Source organism: Actinoplanes sp. NPDC026670, assembly GCF_040638175.1.
Lineage (GTDB): Bacteria > Actinomycetota > Actinomycetes > Mycobacteriales > Micromonosporaceae > Actinoplanes.
Genome location: NZ_JBEZXU010000053.1, coordinates 63,278 through 78,332 on the forward strand (window position 1 = coordinate 63,278; position 15,055 = coordinate 78,332).

10 protein-coding genes and 1 pseudogene are annotated in these 15,055 nt (G+C 71.4%); 6 read left to right on the forward strand and 5 right to left on the reverse strand.

What is annotated here, in order from left to right; translation table 11 throughout:
• Nucleotides 1-8 precede the first annotated feature (8 nt).
• Complete coding sequence (locus AB0E94_RS37675) at nucleotides 9-2,231, reverse strand: ATP-binding cassette domain-containing protein (protein ID WP_360336419.1); 2,223 nt, start codon at nucleotides 2,229-2,231, stop codon at nucleotides 9-11.
• A 228-nt stretch (nucleotides 2,232-2,459) separates the two neighbouring features.
• On the opposite strand from AB0E94_RS37675, the gene AB0E94_RS37680 reads away from it, so the two are divergent.
• Entirely contained in the window at nucleotides 2,460-2,993 is a 534-nt protein-coding gene (locus AB0E94_RS37680; RefSeq protein ID WP_360336421.1) for a DUF4240 domain-containing protein, read from the forward strand.
• A gap of 295 nt (nucleotides 2,994-3,288) precedes the next feature.
• On the opposite strand, the gene AB0E94_RS37685 is transcribed toward AB0E94_RS37680, so the two are convergent.
• From AB0E94_RS37685 to AB0E94_RS37700, 4 genes are all read right to left on the reverse strand, one after another.
• Nucleotides 3,289-4,419 (reverse strand): glycosyltransferase family 4 protein, encoded by a 1,131-nt coding sequence (locus AB0E94_RS37685; RefSeq protein WP_360336423.1) that lies wholly within the window; start codon nucleotides 4,417-4,419, stop codon nucleotides 3,289-3,291.
• Between the two features lie 163 nt (nucleotides 4,420-4,582).
• Complete coding sequence (locus AB0E94_RS37690; protein ID WP_360336425.1) at nucleotides 4,583-5,839, reverse strand: M48 family metallopeptidase; 1,257 nt, start codon at nucleotides 5,837-5,839, stop codon at nucleotides 4,583-4,585.
• A 122-nt stretch (nucleotides 5,840-5,961) separates the two neighbouring features.
• The gene (locus AB0E94_RS37695; protein WP_317787728.1) at nucleotides 5,962-6,183 is read right to left on the reverse strand and encodes a hypothetical protein; all 222 of its coding nucleotides are present in this window, start codon (nucleotides 6,181-6,183) and stop codon (nucleotides 5,962-5,964) included.
• 95 nt (nucleotides 6,184-6,278) lie between these two features.
• Nucleotides 6,279-7,751 carry an NYN domain-containing protein gene (locus tag AB0E94_RS37700; RefSeq protein ID WP_360336428.1) on the reverse strand — a complete coding sequence of 491 codons (1,473 nt, stop codon included), beginning with the start codon at nucleotides 7,749-7,751 and terminating at the stop codon, nucleotides 6,279-6,281.
• Between the two features lie 106 nt (nucleotides 7,752-7,857).
• Here AB0E94_RS37700 and AB0E94_RS37705 point away from each other — a divergent pair, with 106 nt between their 5' ends.
• The 5 genes and pseudogenes from AB0E94_RS37705 (at nucleotide 7,858) to AB0E94_RS37725 (ending at nucleotide 14,053) form a co-directional block, all read left to right on the forward strand.
• Nucleotides 7,858-9,660, forward strand: a complete 1,803-nt coding sequence (locus AB0E94_RS37705; protein WP_360336430.1) for a DEDD exonuclease domain-containing protein — start codon at nucleotides 7,858-7,860, stop codon at nucleotides 9,658-9,660.
• A 145-nt stretch (nucleotides 9,661-9,805) separates the two neighbouring features.
• A complete protein-coding gene (locus AB0E94_RS37710; protein WP_360336432.1) occupies nucleotides 9,806-11,590 on the forward strand; it encodes an HD domain-containing protein in 1,785 nt (594 codons plus the stop codon).
• A 31-nt stretch (nucleotides 11,591-11,621) separates the two neighbouring features.
• Nucleotides 11,622-12,137, forward strand: a pseudogene (locus AB0E94_RS37715) (NUDIX domain-containing protein); the annotation flags it as partial.
• Nucleotides 12,138-12,289: 152 nt separating this feature from the next.
• Nucleotides 12,290-13,123: a sugar phosphate nucleotidyltransferase gene (locus AB0E94_RS37720; RefSeq protein WP_360336434.1), complete on the forward strand. Its 834-nt coding sequence runs from the start codon at nucleotides 12,290-12,292 to the stop codon at nucleotides 13,121-13,123.
• A gap of 642 nt (nucleotides 13,124-13,765) precedes the next feature.
• Nucleotides 13,766-14,053, forward strand: coding sequence for an Lrp/AsnC ligand binding domain-containing protein (locus AB0E94_RS37725; protein ID WP_093610781.1), 288 nt, complete (start codon nucleotides 13,766-13,768; stop codon nucleotides 14,051-14,053).
• Nucleotides 14,054-15,055: the final 1,002 nt, after the last annotated feature.

The window sequence follows — 15,055 nt, forward strand, 5'->3', positions numbered from 1 at the left end:
TCACGCGATCACTCGGACCGGTAGGCGTCGGCCTGCAGGGTGAACAACTGCGCATACAGCCCGTCCGCCGCCATCAGCTCCTCGTGCCCGCCCTCCTCGGCCACCACCCCGTGATCCAGGACGTAGATCCGGTCGGCCTCCCGGACACTCGCCATCCGGTGCGTGATCAGCACGACCGTCCGGCCGGCGGCCAGGTCCCGAAGCCGCCGGTAGACCTCGTGCTCGGCTCGCGCGTCCAGGTTCGCCGTCGGCTCGTCGCAGATCAGCAGCGGCGCGTCCCGGTGGAAGGCCCGGCTCACCGCGAGGCGCTGCCACTGCCCGCCGGACAGGTCCGCGCCGTCGGTGAAATGTCTGGACAGCAGCGTCTCGTACTGGCGGGGCAGCTCGACCACGAACTCGTGCGCGTCACCGGCCCGCGCCGACTCCTGCACCGCGGCCAGGGTCGCCGGCCGATCGTGCCGCCCGATCGCGATGTTCAGCCGGGCCGACAGCGGCCACCGGGTCGGCTCCTGCATCACCACCGCCACCAGCTCGCGCATGGCCTCCGGGCCGAACCCGGCCACATCCACGCCGTCCCAGGTCACCGTGCCCTTCTGCGGCCGGTAGAGCCCGGCCAGCACGGCCGCCAGCGTCGACTTGCCGGACCCGTTCTCGCCGACCAGCGCGATGATCTGCCCACGTTCCAGCGTCATTGACACGCCGTTCACCGCGGGCCGGTCGGCGTCCGGATAACTGAACGTCACCCCGTCCAGCCGGATCTCCCGGAACCCGTCGGGCGGCCGCCGCTCCGGCTCCGGCTCGGCATGCGACAGCGACATCTCACAGAAGCCCTGGAAGTCCGAGAAGTACAGACCCTGCTCGTAGACCCGGTTCGCGGTGAACGCCAGCTCGGTCAGCTTCCCGATCCCGATGTTGATCGCGTAGGCGGCCCCACCGGCGGCGGCCAGCTCCATCCGGCCGGTCCACAACAGCCACAGCAGCATCAGGTACGCCAGCCCGGTCGCCAGTCCACTCAGCGCCTGCCCGGCCAGGTTGGTCCGGACCACCCGCCCGATCACCCGGATCTCCTCCAGCGTGGAGATCCGCAACAGGCGCCCGACCTCGGTGAGCAGGAAACGGCGTACCGTGAAGGCCCGCAACTCGGCGGCCGGCTCCCGCGCCGCGAGCAGGTAGGCGAGCATCCGCTGCCGCCGCCAGACCGCGATCAGCCGCAGCTTGCTGCGGTAACCGAGCTTCGCCGACCGCACCGCCGCCCACGCCGTCGGCACCACCGCGAGCACCAGCATCGGCAGCAGCACCGGATGCAGCACCGCCAGCACACTCGCCGCCGCGGCCAGCCCGACCAGATGGGTCAGCACCTCGATGCCGTGATCCACCACCTGCTGCGCCGCGAAGATCCCCCGGTCCCGGGCCCGTTCCATGGCGTCGCGCCACCCCGGATCGTCGAACGTCGCCAGATCCACCCGCGTCGTCAGATCCAGCAGCCGCATCTCGGCGGCCTCATAGACCATCGGCGACAGTCGCCCGTGCGCTGCCGTGGCCGCCGACGCCAGCAGACCACGCACAGCAAGAGCCAGAACCAGCAGAACCAGCGATGGTACGGCTGCCCGCACCCGTTCCGGTGTCGGTCCCGCCTGGAGCAGCCCGTCCAGGACGCCCACCACGCTGATCAGGCCGACTGCGGCGGCCGCGCCGGACGCCACCTGAAGGATCAGCACGGACAGCGTGGTCCGCCGGCTGGCCCGCCAGCCCAGCAGCCAGGCTTCCCGCAGCAGCCTCGGCAGCCGCCGGACCATCTGCGGGAACGAGGTGTTGGCCGCCTCCTCGGTGCTGGTCAGCCAGTAGGGCAGCGCCAGCTCCCCGTCATCCTGCGCGGCCAGCATCCCGTCGGCCGAGACGGCCCCGTCGTTCTCCCCCGTACCTACACCCGGGTCCGGGTCCGCACCCGGGTCCGGGTCCGCACCCGAGTCCGGGTCCGCACCCGAGTCCGGATCCGCACCCGAGTCCGGATCCGCACCCGAGTCAGGGTCCGGATCCGCACCCGGGTCAGGGTCCGGATCCGCACCCGGGTCGGGGTCCGGCGTGCCGGCGACGCTGCCGCCCGGGTCGGGAATGCCGTCCGCACTGACGCCCGGGCCGGGAATGTCGGTGACGCTGCCGTCTGGTGCCGCGGGTGATGTCGCCGGCGCGTCGGTGCCGGCGGAACTGGGCTCAGGGATGGGATCCGGCATCGACGGCCGCCTCTCGGGTCCCGCACCGGAGCTCCGCGACCGTGACAGGGCACGCGACGCACGGGCGGCACGCCGAACGGCGTGCCGGAAGCCCCGCATTCGTTACTACGCCGCGCGAGCCGGGAACGTCCACCCCGTTCCCACTCATTCACGCCGGTGAGTCCCCTCATGCCGGCCTCGTTCGCGGTATCCGGCTTTTCTGTCGTACCCCGCTGATACGTTCCGGCCATGGTCACCGAGACACCCGGCGCCGCCGTTCCCACCGCAGCTGACGAGGACCGCTTCTGGCAGCTGATCGAAACCGCCTGGGCCGGGCTGGGCCCGGAGCCGGCCGCAATCCGGCGCCACCTGGTCAGCCGGCCCGACGACGAGGATGAGGACGCGCTCTACGCTCTCGATCCCTGGCTCGACCGGTTCACCGAGCAGCTGCGGGCCGCTTCCGCCGGGCTGTCGGCGGCCGATTTGACCAGTCTCGACCGGGTGCTGGAGCGAAAGCTGTATGACATCGACCGCGAGGACATCCACGAGGTGACCGACGGGTCCGATGACGGTTTCCTCTACGCCCGGGGATTCATCGTGGCCGCCGGCCGGGAGTTCTACGAAGCGGTCCGGGCCGATCCCGCGGTGGCGATCATCGACGCCGAGTGCGAGGAGATGTGCTACTTCTTCGCCCACCTGCACAACGAACGCTTCGGCGCCTACCCGGAGACCGGCTCCGGCATCAGCCGCGAGTCCAGCAGCAACCAGTCCGGCTGGCAGTGAGCAGCCCCCGGTCGCCGTTGCGACCCGGCTGGCCGTGAGAGCTTTCTCCACCACCCTGAAACAGCACCCACAACCAGCCACTCACCCACCGCAACAGCCACCCGTCGGCCAATCTCGGGCACCGACCGCGTCCCTGCCGATCTCGGGCACCGACAGCAGGTGGCGGGCCAGCTCGCGGGTCGCGGGCCAGCTCAGCGGGGTCGCCGGTCGTGAGTCAGCTCAGCGGGTCGCGGATCAGCTCAGCGAGCCGCGGGTCGCGGGCCGCGGGCCAGCTCAGCGGGCCGCGAGTCATGGGTCAGCTCGGCGGTGTGAGCAGGTCGGTGAGGCGGGCGGCCTGGGTCTCCCAGCGCCACTCCTGCTCGACCCAGGCGCGGCCGGTCTTGCCCATCGCCTTCGCCTTCTCCGGGTCAGCGAGGAGCTCAGCGACCCGGGCGGCGATCGCGGGCACATCGGAGCCGCCGACCACGTAACCGGTCTCGCCCTCACGGACCGCGTCGGGGGCGCCGCCGGAATCGCCGCCGACCACCGGCAGGCCGGTCGCGGAGGCTTCCAGGTAGACGATGCCGAGGCCTTCGACGTCCAAACCGGCGGCCCGGGTGCGGCAGGGCATCGCGTAGACGTCGCCCGCCGCGTAGTGCTCGGGGAGTTCGGCCCACGGGACGGAACCGGTGAGGACCACGTCGGACTCGACGTTGTTCTCCCGGGCCAGCCGCTCCAGCGTCTTCCGGTAGGGGCCGCCGCTGACCAGCAGCAAAGCGGCCCCGGGGACGCGGCGGCGGATCTCCGGCAGGGCCCGGATCAGCATGTCCTGGCCTTTGCGGGGCACCAGCCGGGAGACACAGACGACCACCGGGCGGTCGCCGAGCTCGTGGCGCCGGCGGACAGCCGACCCGTCCACTCCGGGGTGGAACTTGTCGACGTCGACGCCGGGCGCGAGCCGCCGCAGGTCGGTCCGGCCGTGCAGGGCCTTGTCGAGGCGGGTGCGCTGGTACTCGCCGAGGTAGGTGAGGACGTCGTTGCCGCGGGCGATCCGCTGGAGCAGGCCACGCGCGCCGGGCAGGGCGGCCCAGCCGATCTCGTGGCCGTGGGTGATGCCGACGGCGCGCTCGATGCCGGCGTTGCGGCGCAGGCCGTGGGCGAGCAGGCCGAGCGGGGCGGCCGCGCCGAAGAGGACCCGGTCGCAGTCGTTGGCGCGGGCCAGCTCGGCGGCACGGCGGGCGACGGCCGGGGTCGGCAGGAGCATGCCGGTCTGCTCACGGATCACTTCGAACGGCTGCTCGGCGTCGAACTCGGCGGCCCCCCGCCAGGTCGACGAGTAGACCACGATGGACCCGGCCGGCTGCCGAACCGCCAGATTGTGCACGAACTGCTGAATCCCACCGGGCCGCGGCGGAAAGTCATTGGTGACGAGCAACGTGCGCCCCATCAGCGGCCTCCCCCGGCACGGCGGATCACGAACGGCGGAAGGCACCGGCCCGGGCCGGACGGCCCCCCAGCACAGCGGATCACTAACGGCGACAGGCACCGGCCGGAGACGGACGGTCCCCCGGCGCGGCGCGTCATGGACGGTGACACTGCAGGACGGGGCATCAGCGGTCTCCTCTGGCCCAGGCTCGGGCAGCGGCCATGCGCTGCACGGTGGACGGGTGCGAGGCGAACATGGTGTGCTCCCAGGACGGTGGGTCGGGGTCGGACAGGTTCACGGTGCCGAGGCGGCGCTGCATCGCCTCGAAGGTTGAGGCGTCGCCGGTCAGGGTCAGGGCGTGGGTGTCGGCCCGGGCCTCGACCCGGCGGGACACGAAGGACTGGGCCGGGCCGGCGACCAGGCCGGCCACCGTGGTGACGGCCAGGAGCAGGCCGATGGCGCGGGGCTCGGCTATCGAGTCGACCGCGGCCAGGTCGAGCAGCCACCGCCAGCCGCCGAGCAGGTAGAGGGCGACCACGGCGATGGCGGCGCCGAGCGCGCCCAGAACCGTGCCGGTCAGCACGTCCTGGTCCTTGGCGTGGCCGAGCTCGTGGGCGGCGACCGACACCACCTCGTCCGGGGTGGCCTCGGTGAGCATGGTGTCGTAGACGACGATGCGGCGGGTCGGGCCGAGACCGGAGACATACGCGTTGACCGCCCGGGTGCGCCGGGACGCGTCGGCGACCAGCACGTCCTTGACCGGGACCCCGTCGCGGTCGGCGAGGGCCAGCAACTCGGCGCGCAGTGGGCCGTCGGGCATCGGGGTGAACCTGTTGAAGATCGGCTCGACGACGACCGGCAGCACGAACGACAGCAGCACCACCAGCCCGGCGGCGCCGGCCGCGCCGAACGCCCACCACCAGCGTGGCGCGAAGTGGGTGACGGTGAAGAAGCCGGCCAGCACGATCGCGCCGAGCACCGCGCCGACACCGAACGATTTGAGCAGGTCGACGGACCACGCGCCCCAGGTCTGGGTGGAGATGCCGTAGCGGACCACGACGGTGTGCCGCCAGGCCGACAGCGGCAGGCTGATCAGCTCGGCGAGCAGGGCCAGGGCGAGACCACCGAGGACGGCCCGGGCCAGCCAGTGATCGCCGAACGGGCGGCCGGCCAGCTCGACCAGGCGCGCGCCGAGCGGGGTGAGCCCGAGCGCCAGGGCCACCAGCAGGCCGAGGACCATGCCGCCGTAGGAGGCGGGGCGCAGCTCGGCGTGGAAGGCGCGGGACCGGGCCACCTGGTCGGCCGGCAGCTGCCCGAGAGCGGCCAGCTGGTCGGCGCGCGGCGCGGGCGCACGATGCCAGGGCACGGTGGCGGCCGCGAACCCGATCAGGGCAACCAGCAGCACGACGAGCGCGCCGGCGGCCCACAGCCGCGGGCTCACCGCTGATCCCCTGCCGACATCAAACCCTCCGAGGGGTTACGACGAAACGTGCTCACCGGCGACCAATCCTAGAGATCCGGGTCACCACCCGCCCCGGACGGCCGGGGCAGCCGGGAAGTTGATCACGCCACGTCACGGCCGGGACGGAAGATCGGGGCCACAGCCGGGGGCGCCGGGGTCTCCAGCAGCTCCACCTCGAAGCCGGCGAGCTCGAACATCTCGATCGCCCGCAGCTCGCCCGGGGTCAGGTCGGCGATGCCATCGGGTGTGTCCATCAGCACGCTGACCAGGCACCCGTTGCAATCGACGCTCCGCTCGGCGCAGCGCCCACAATCGATGATCATTACCCCTCCTCATCGGGAGGTCGGCCACGCCCCGGAACAAGCGACGGACCGGCCACCATCGGTGACAGTCACGCTAAGCGAGGGGTATGACAGTTTTACGAGCGCGACAGCCGGCGCAGCAGAGAATCCGCGCCCATCGGGTAGGCGCCGTGCCGCCGGACCCCGTCGGCGACCTCCCGGTCGGAGGAGACCACGACCACCGGGCGGCCCGGCGGCTCGGCCCGGACCAGCTGCCGGATCAGCTCGTCTGCGGTGGTGCCCTTCTTGGAGAAGAGCACCCGCACCCCGCGGGGCGCCGGCGGCAGCCCGTGCACCCGCTCGGCCCCGTCGAAGACGACGGTGACCTCGTCGCCGGTCTGCGCGGCGATCCCGCCGAGGCCGGTGATCAGGCGTTTGCGCTGCTGCTCGAGGGACATGTCGGCGAAGCCGCGCTTGGTGACGTTGTAGCCGTCGACGACCAGGTGCGCCCGGGGCAGGGCGAGCAGCTGGTCGAGGCGGCCGGGGTCGTCGGTGTCCTGGGCGCGGGCCCGGGACCGCTCGGGCGCGCCGGGCCGGTCGGCGGCGGTGTCCGCGACGAAATCGGCCGGCAGTTTCTCGGCGGGGCCGATGGCCAGCTCACGGCGCAACCCGGAGGCGGCCTGCCCGATGGTCTCGATGAGCAGCCAGAGGCGGGCGTCGTCCACGGCACGGGCGTCCTTGGCGGCCTGTTTGCCGGTGGCGGCGGCCGCTTCGGCATCGGACAGGCGGGAACGCAGACGGCGTACCTCCGCCTCGTGATCGAGGGTGGCGCGGGTGGCGCGCCCCTTCTCGGTGGCCAGCAGGTCGGTCGCGCGTTTCTGCGCCGCCTGCGCCTCGCGCAGGGCCTTCGACGTGGTCCGTGTCTCCTCGCGCAGCTGGCCCAGCTCCTCGCGGACCCGGGCGAGCTCGTCGCGGAGTTTGTCGGCCTCGACCCGGGCGACGGCCCGGTCGTGCTCGGCCCGGGTGGCCCGCTGCTCGGCGGCGCGGACCTGGGCGGTCACCGCGGCGCTGTCGGCCTCGGCCCGGACCGCGTCGCCGGCGGCCGCGATCAGCTCGCGCCAGCCGTCCGGCCGGGCCAGGTAGGCGAGCGCGGCCACCTCCACCGGATCGGCCGCGGCGGGGGCGACGCCGCTGGTCACGGCGGTGCCGAGGTCACCGGCGTCGGCCATGATGCGGGTGCCGATGCGCTGCCGGAACAGCGGATCGGCGACGAGCTGGGCGGCGATGTCCCGGCCGCCGAGGCGGGCCCGGCGGTTGGGCGCGAACCGGGCGACCCGGCGCAGCGGGACCGGCATCTCGTCAGCGGGCAGGCCGGGCAGGGCGGCCGCGGCGAGCACCGTGATCCGCTGCCGGACGGCCTCCGGGAGCACCGGCTCGGGCGACAGGTCGAGACCGGCGGCCGGCAGCAGATCCAGATCCGATGACAGGGACAGGTCGAGGTCGGGCCCGAGATCGGGTGGAGAAGAGAGATCCGGCGAAGACGAGAAGTCCGCACCCTCCGGCACCGCCTCCTCCTCGGGGCGGTCGTCAGGGTTCAGCAGCGCGGACATCTTTCCATTCTCACACCGGCGACTACCGATTAGCCCAGTGGAGCAAGTGATCTTTTCCTGCCCCGGGCCCTGTTCATGTCATACCCCCGCTCTATCGTTGCCGCCCGTGACGCAACCGGCATATGTCCAGGGCACTCTGGACTCCCTGTTGTCCGCCGACGGCTCGGTGGATCCGGCGGCGCTGTCCCTGGCGGACACCACGTTCGTGGTCCTCGACCTGGAGACCACCGGCGGCGCTCCGGACGGCGCCGGGATCACCGAGATCGGGGCGGTCAAGGTGCGCGCCGGCGAGCGGCTGGGCGAGTTCGCGACGCTGGTCAACCCGGGTGAGCCGCTGCCGCCGTTCATCACCGTCCTGACCGGCATCACCGAGGCGATGCTGCGGCCGGCCCCGCCGATCGAGACGGTGCTGCCGGCCCTGCTGGAGTTCCTGCGCGGGGCGGTCCTGGTGGCACACAACGCGCCCTACGACGTGGGCTTCCTGAAAGCGGCGTGCGCCAGGCACGGCTACCCCTGGCCGAACCCGCGGGTGCTGGACACCGCGGCGGTGGCCCGCCGGGCCCTGACCAGGGACGAGGTGCCGAACCGGAAACTGGGCACGCTGGCGCACTTCTTCCGGTCGCCGGTGCAGCCCAACCACCGGGCGCTCGACGACGCGAAGGCGACCGTGGACGTGCTGCACGGGCTGATCGAGCGGCTGGGCAGCTTCAAGGTGCACACGCTGGGCGACGCGATCGAGTTCGCCAAGGCGGTCACCCCGGCGCAGCGCCGTCAGCGGCATCTGGCCGACGGGCTGCCGCACGTGCCCGGGATCTACATCTTCCGGGCGGCCGACGACCGGCCGCTCTACGTGGGCAAGTCGAACGACATCGCGACCCGGGTGCGCGCCTACTTCACGTCCACCGAGAAGCGTTCCCGGATCTCCACCGAGATGCTCACCGCGGCGGTCCGGGTGGACGCGGTGGAGTGTGCGCACCCACTCGAGGCCGAGGTCCGTGAGCTGCGGCTGATCGCGGCGCACGCTCCGCCGTACAATCGACGCTCCAAATATCCCGAGAGGGTCGTCTGGCTGAAGCTGACCGCGGAGGCCTACCCGCGTCTGTCGGTCGTCAGGCGTCTGGCCGACGACGGCGCGACCTACCTCGGGCCGTTCTCGTCGCGGCGGACGGCCGAGCTGGCCGCGGCCGGCGTCTACGACGCCGTGCCGCTGCGGCAGTGCAATCACAAGCTCTCGCTGCGCTCGAAGACCCCGGCCTGCGCGCTGGCCGAGCTGGGCCGCTGTCCGGCGCCGTGCGAGCACGAGATCACCCCGGAGGAGTACGACCTCCGCGCCGCCCTGCCCTTCCGGACGGCCACCTCGGGCGACCCCGGCCCGGTGATCGCCGCGATCCTGGCCCGCATCGACGCCCTCGCCGAGAAGCAGCGTTACGAGGAGGCCGCGGTCGTCCGGTCGCGTCTGATCGCCCTGCTGCGCGCCCTGATCCGGATGCAGCGGCTGGACGCCCTGACCCGGCTGCCGGAGGTGGTGGCGGCCCGCCGCGACGACAAGGGCGGCTGGGAGATCGCGGTGATCCGGCACGGCCGGCTGGCCGCCGCGGCGACGTCCCCGCCGCGGGAGCATCCGCGGCCGACGCTCGACGCGGCGAAGCTCACAGCCGAGACGGTGCTGCCGGGCGCGGGCCCGGTTCCGGCGGCCACCGCGGAGGAGACGGAGAGGATCCTCGGGTGGCTGGAGAGGCCGGACACCCGCTTGGTGGAAACCTCCGGCGACTGGGTGTCACCGGTTCGTGGCGCGGCGCGTTTCTCTACCCTCCTCACCAGGGCTGAAGCCGCCGTCTCAGGTAAAGACTCGTCCGTTCGCCTATCGGTAACTGACCGTTTGGACGACGCTCGCTCGCTTAGGCTGTAAGGCACGCGCAACTGTCGTAATGATTCGTCACATTTGCGGGCCCGGGCCTTGGCGACCGGCCCTCTCCGATGATTCGCTTGCGATGGAAACGCGAGGCGACTCCACGCACCGGTTGGGCGTGGACGATCGGTGAGGGGGTGTCCGGGTGGACGTCGACGCCGGCCACGGCGCCGCATTCGGTCGTGCCATGCCGACCAGCTCTTCCGAAACGTCCTTCACCCGGCGCTTGCGCTCGCTGCTGAGTTTTCAGAACAACGACGACGATCCGGTCGCCGAGCTGGCCCGCACACACCGCAGCATCCACGCCTCGGCCGACGTCGCGATCCTGCGCCGCAGCTACCAGATCGCCGAGAGCATGCACCGCGGTCAGATGCGCAAGAGCGGCGACCCGTACATCACCCACCCGCTCGCGGTCGCGCAGATCTGCGCCGAGCTGGGCATGGACACCACCACCCTGGTCGCGGCGCTGCTGCATGACACGGTCGAGGACACCAGCTACACGCTGGAGGCGCTGCAGGGCGACTTCGGCAACGAGGTGGCCCACCTGGTCGACGGGGTGACCAAGTTCGACAAGGCGTATTACGGCAAGGCCGCCGAGGGCGAGACGATCCGCAAGATGATCGTCGCCGCCGGCAAGGACGTCCGGGTCCTGATCATCAAGCTGGCCGACCGGCTGCACAACATGCGCACGCTGGGCGCCCGGTCCAACGCCAGCCGCGCCCGCATCGCGACGGCCACCCTCGACGTGCTGGTCCCGCTCTGTGACCGGCTCGGCATCCAGGCTCTCAAGCGGTCCCTCGACGACGTGGTGCTCTACCACCTGGAGCCGGATTCGTTCGCCCGGATCGACGAGCACGTGCGCAACCGGCCCGGCTGGGACGAGTATCTCTCCGACGTCTCGCACAAGGCCCGGTCGGCGCTGCGCCGGCAGAAGGTGACGGCCGAGGTGCAGGCCCGGCCCCGGCACTACTACTCGATCTGGAAGGACACCGTCGCCGGCGACCACCCGGTGCCGCTCGACCTGCCCCGGATCGCGGTCGTGGTGGACGGTCCGGACACCGACTGCTACGCGGCTCTCGGCGCGATCCACGGCCGGTGGCGCCCGGTGGCGGGCCGTTTCAAGGACTTCATCGCCTCCCCGAAGAACAACCTCTACCGCTCCCTGCACACCACCGTGGTGGGTCCGGAGGGCAAGCTGGTCGAGGTGCTGATCCGGACCGAGACGATGCACCGCTACTCGGAGTACGGCGTCGCCACCAGCTACCGATATCCGAAGGAGTCGGACGAGCCACCCGGCGCCGACCAGCTGACTTGGCTGAAACGGGTGCTCGACTGGCAGCAGGACACCACCGACGCGGGGCAGTTCCTGGATTCGCTGCGGTGTGACCTCGCCGAGGGGCAGATCACCGTCTTCGCCCACGGCAACGCCTACGAGTTGCCGAGTCAGTCCACGCCGGTCGATCTGGCGTACGAGCTGGGTCCCCGCCACGGTGACCAGTGTCTCGCCGCAACCATCAACGGACGTCTCGCTCCGCTCTCCTCCCCTCTCCGCGACGGTGACGTCGTGGAGATTTTTTCGGAGACCGACGGCCAGGTCGACGCCGAGCCGAACGCGCCTCGCGGCCCCCGCAAGGAGTGGCTCGGCTTCGTCAAGTCGAGCCAGGCGCAGATGCAGATCAACAGGTACTTCGACGAGACGAACGAGCCTGGCATCAGCATCGCCGACAAGGTCCGCCTGGGCCGGGCCACGATCGGCCTCACTCTGCGCAAACACGACCGGGGCCTGGCCAGCGAGGTGCCGCTGCGCCGCCTCGCCGAGGAGATGGGCTACCCCGATCTGGAGACGCTGCTGGTCGCCGTCTGCGAGCGCAGCCTCGAGCCGGACGCGGTGGTCGAGCAGCTCATCGCCCTGGTCGACCACCCGGACTGAACCGCGCGGTTTCCCCCGTTAGCCTTACCGCGTGGACATTCATCGGCAGATCCGCGGCCTCGCCTATCAGGCCTTCTACGGGCTGCCCCTCCCGATGCGCCGCCACATCGCTCGCCTGGTTTCACCGAAATACCTGGTCGGAGCGGTGGCGATCATCAGGGATTCGGAGGCGGCACGCATCCTTCTGCTGCGCCAGCCACCAGGGCGCGGCTGGGGCCTTCCGGCCGGCATCCTCAAACGGGGCGAGTTGCCCGCGGTGGGCGCGGCCCGAGAGCTCTTCGAGGAATCGGGTGTACGGGTGGAGCCCGGCGACCTGACCCCCGGCAACCCGAACGCGATCGTCCACCCGAACGGCGGCGTGGTCGACACCGTCTGGTTCGGGTCGGTGCCGGCGTCGAGCACCGAGCTGGCGGTGGACGGTGGCGAGGTGCTGGAGGCCCGCTGGTTCCCGATCGACGCCCTCCCCGACCTGACCTGGCCGACGGCCCGGTTGCTCGGCATCTACGGCCTCGGGCCCCGGGCCGGTGAGTTCCCTCCGTCGATCCCGGCCGGCGACTACAGCTCCCCCTTCCCACCCTCGGGCTCCCCCGCGCCGGTCTCGGGCTCCCCTGCTGCCGTCGCGCCGGTCTCGGGCTCCCCCTCCGCCGCGCCCGTCTCGGGCTCCCCCGCCGCCGGCTCGTCGGCTTCCGGTGACGGCCAGTGACCGCTGTCGCCGGGGTGGTGCTGGCCGCCGGTGAGGGGCAGCGCCTGCGCCCGCTGACCGCGACCGTCCCGAAAGCTCTGTGCCCGGTCGGCAACCTGCCGCTGCTCGATCACGCGCTGCGCCGCCTGGCCGGCCTGGGCCTGGCCGGCCCCGCCACCGTGGCGGTGAACGCCGCCTACCTCGCCGACCAGATCGTCACCCACGTCGGCGACCGCGCGCACCTCTCGGTCGAACCGGACGGCCCGATCGGCACCTCCGGCGGCGTGGCCCGGCTCCGCCCGTGGATCGACGGCCGCGGAGTGCTGGTCGGAAACGCCGACGCCTACCTGCACGACCCGTTCCGCGACCCGGGCAAGGACATCGCGGCGATGCTCGACGACTGGTCTGGCGAAACCGTGCGAATGCTGACAAAACCTTGCTTCCCCGGCGACACCGGAGGATTCAGCGGCCGACGTTTCGCCGGGTTCTCGCTGATCCCGTGGCGCTACGTGCAAGACCTGGCCGAAGTCGACAGCAACCTGGTCCGTACCGTCTGGCGCCCCGCCGAAGCCGCCGGAGACCTCGAGTTGATCGCCTACGAGGGCCTCTACCTGGACACCGGCACCCCCGCCGACTACCTGGAGGCCAACCTGCACGCCGCAGCGGGCCGGGTCCTGGCCGACCCGTCCGCCCGGATCACCGGCGAGGCCACCGAGTCGGTCCTGGGCGCCGAAACCCTCGTCGAGGGCAGCGCGACGCGCTGCGTCCTCTGGCCGGGCGCCCACGTCACCGCCACCGAGTCCCTCACCGACGCGATCCGCACCGCCACCGGCCTGACAGTCAAAACCTGACCCCAGCGGTACGCGGGTCGCCGCTGTCGGCATACCTGGGGCGGCGGGAGCAGGCTTTGTGATCGGCGAGGGCTGGTGCCGACAGCGGCTTCGAGGCTGCGCCAGTTTCGGTGGGGCATACGAACGTTTGGAGTTCGGTTGGCTCGGTGAGACTGCGGCGTTCCCTTCGTGGAGTCCCGGGATCTTGCACGATTGCGCCAGCTCGCGGCGATCTTGCACGATCCTTCATGTCCTGGGGTGCGTCATCGTGCAAGGTCCACATCCTGGCGTGGACCTTGCACGAGTTTCCTCGCTGGGCCGTGGAGAAACCTGCAAGATCGGCCCTGACCTGCAAACTCGTGCAAGATCGGCTCGGGGGGCAGGTTGGTGCGCGAGCGGTCAGCCCTCCGGAGCGACCCCGATGGTTGAACTCCCCGGAGCGACCCTGATGGTTGAACTTCCCGGAGCGACCCTGATGGTTGAGTGAGACGCTCCAAGCCCTCGAAGTCCTTGTGGCGTGCTCACCGCTGCTTCAGAACGCCTGAGACAGCGGTGAGCACCGGCCGGGCAAGATCGGGACGGGCCGGGCGCATGCGGGACCGGCACGGGACGGCATAGCATGGGCGCGACCCACATTCGTCCTCATAGGCGAGGAGCCCGCTGGTGAACACCGCCATCGTCCACATCGACTGCGCGACCGACTCGATCCCCGAGGTGGCCGAGGCCTTGGCCGCGCTGGACGGCGTCAGCGAGGTGTATTCGGTGGCCGGCGGCGTGGACCTGATCGCGATCGTCCGGGTCCCACACTTCGACGACATCGCCGAGGTGATCGCCGGCCGCATCTCGAAGACCCCCGGCGTGATCAACAGCGAGACTTTCGTGGCGTTCCGCGCCTACTCGAAGCACGACCTGGAAGACGCGTTCGCAATCGGCCTCCCCGACGCCGACTGACCGAGCCGCACTACCGCGGCCACCCGGCTCCCACCCGCGTCGATCTTGTGAAGCTCCGCGGGACACTCGAGGTTCGCCATCTCGGCAGCGACATTGCAGGTCAGGGCCACAGCCGAAGTGAGTCTTGCGTTCGTCCTGGTCAGCGTCATCCTCAGCGAACTCCGCAAGATCACCGTGAGGTCTTTATGACCTTGGACGGCCGGGGGCGCTCAGCAGCTTGACCTTGATGGTGGGGTTCTGCGTGGTGAAGTCGTTGATGATCTTGTCGAAGTCCAGAGGCGATACCGGGAGCGGGCTGCCGAGGCCGGGTCCGCCGACCGCAACGATGGTCAGCGCCCACGTTCACCTGGGCGCAACGATGGTCAGCGCCCACGTTCACCTGGGCGCAACGATAGTCAGCGCACACGTTCGCCGATCGTGTGCGTCTGCTTCGCTCCGACGGGGACGGGAGCACACGTTGTGCCGTCCGTGTGCGCTGGTCGTCGTTGCGGCGAGGGTGAAATCGCACATTGCCGCATTGTGTGCGCCGGTCGTCGCACGCCGACGACCGCGTCTGGCCGAGCGCAGGCGACCACGCCGGGCCGAGCGCCGCCGACCGCATCTAGCGGAAGGCCGCGACGACCAAGGTTGCGACCGACACCCGGTGCGCCGTCACCCAAACGATCCCCAAATGGCGAAACTCGAGTGCGGGACAGGTGTGCCCGAGGTCAACAAGATCGCGGTTGGATGACGCCGTGCGTCCCTTATCTACGCGAAGTCGCGGCGTCGCGGCTTGGCGACGCATATCTGCGCGAAGTCGCGGCTGGGACGACGTGGGCCGCACGCATCCCGGCCCACGCACGACCGTGGCCGGACGAAGCGAGACGCGCCCGGAACGAGCCCAGCGACGTGAATTTCGGGGGCGGTGGTGGCCCACCGAACGAGCCCAGCTACGTGAGGTTCGGGGCGGCGGTGGCCCACGGAGGGATCAAGCCTGACCGCCCGGAGTGGGCCCCCGCCCCC

What these genes read in the sequence shown, in the direction of transcription:
- AB0E94_RS37675 (WP_360336419.1), bottom strand. Translation starts at nt 2,231, where the DNA reads ATGCCGGATCCCATCCCTGAGCCCAGTTCCGCCGGCACCGACGCGCCG.
- AB0E94_RS37680 (WP_360336421.1), top strand. Translation starts at nt 2,460, where the DNA reads ATGGTCACCGAGACACCCGGCGCCGCCGTTCCCACCGCAGCTGACGAG.
- AB0E94_RS37685 (WP_360336423.1), bottom strand. Translation starts at nt 4,419, where the DNA reads ATGGGGCGCACGTTGCTCGTCACCAATGACTTTCCGCCGCGGCCCGGT.
- AB0E94_RS37695 (WP_317787728.1), bottom strand. Translation starts at nt 6,183, where the DNA reads ATGATCATCGATTGTGGGCGCTGCGCCGAGCGGAGCGTCGATTGCAAC.
- AB0E94_RS37700 (WP_360336428.1), bottom strand. Translation starts at nt 7,751, where the DNA reads ATGTCCGCGCTGCTGAACCCTGACGACCGCCCCGAGGAGGAGGCGGTG.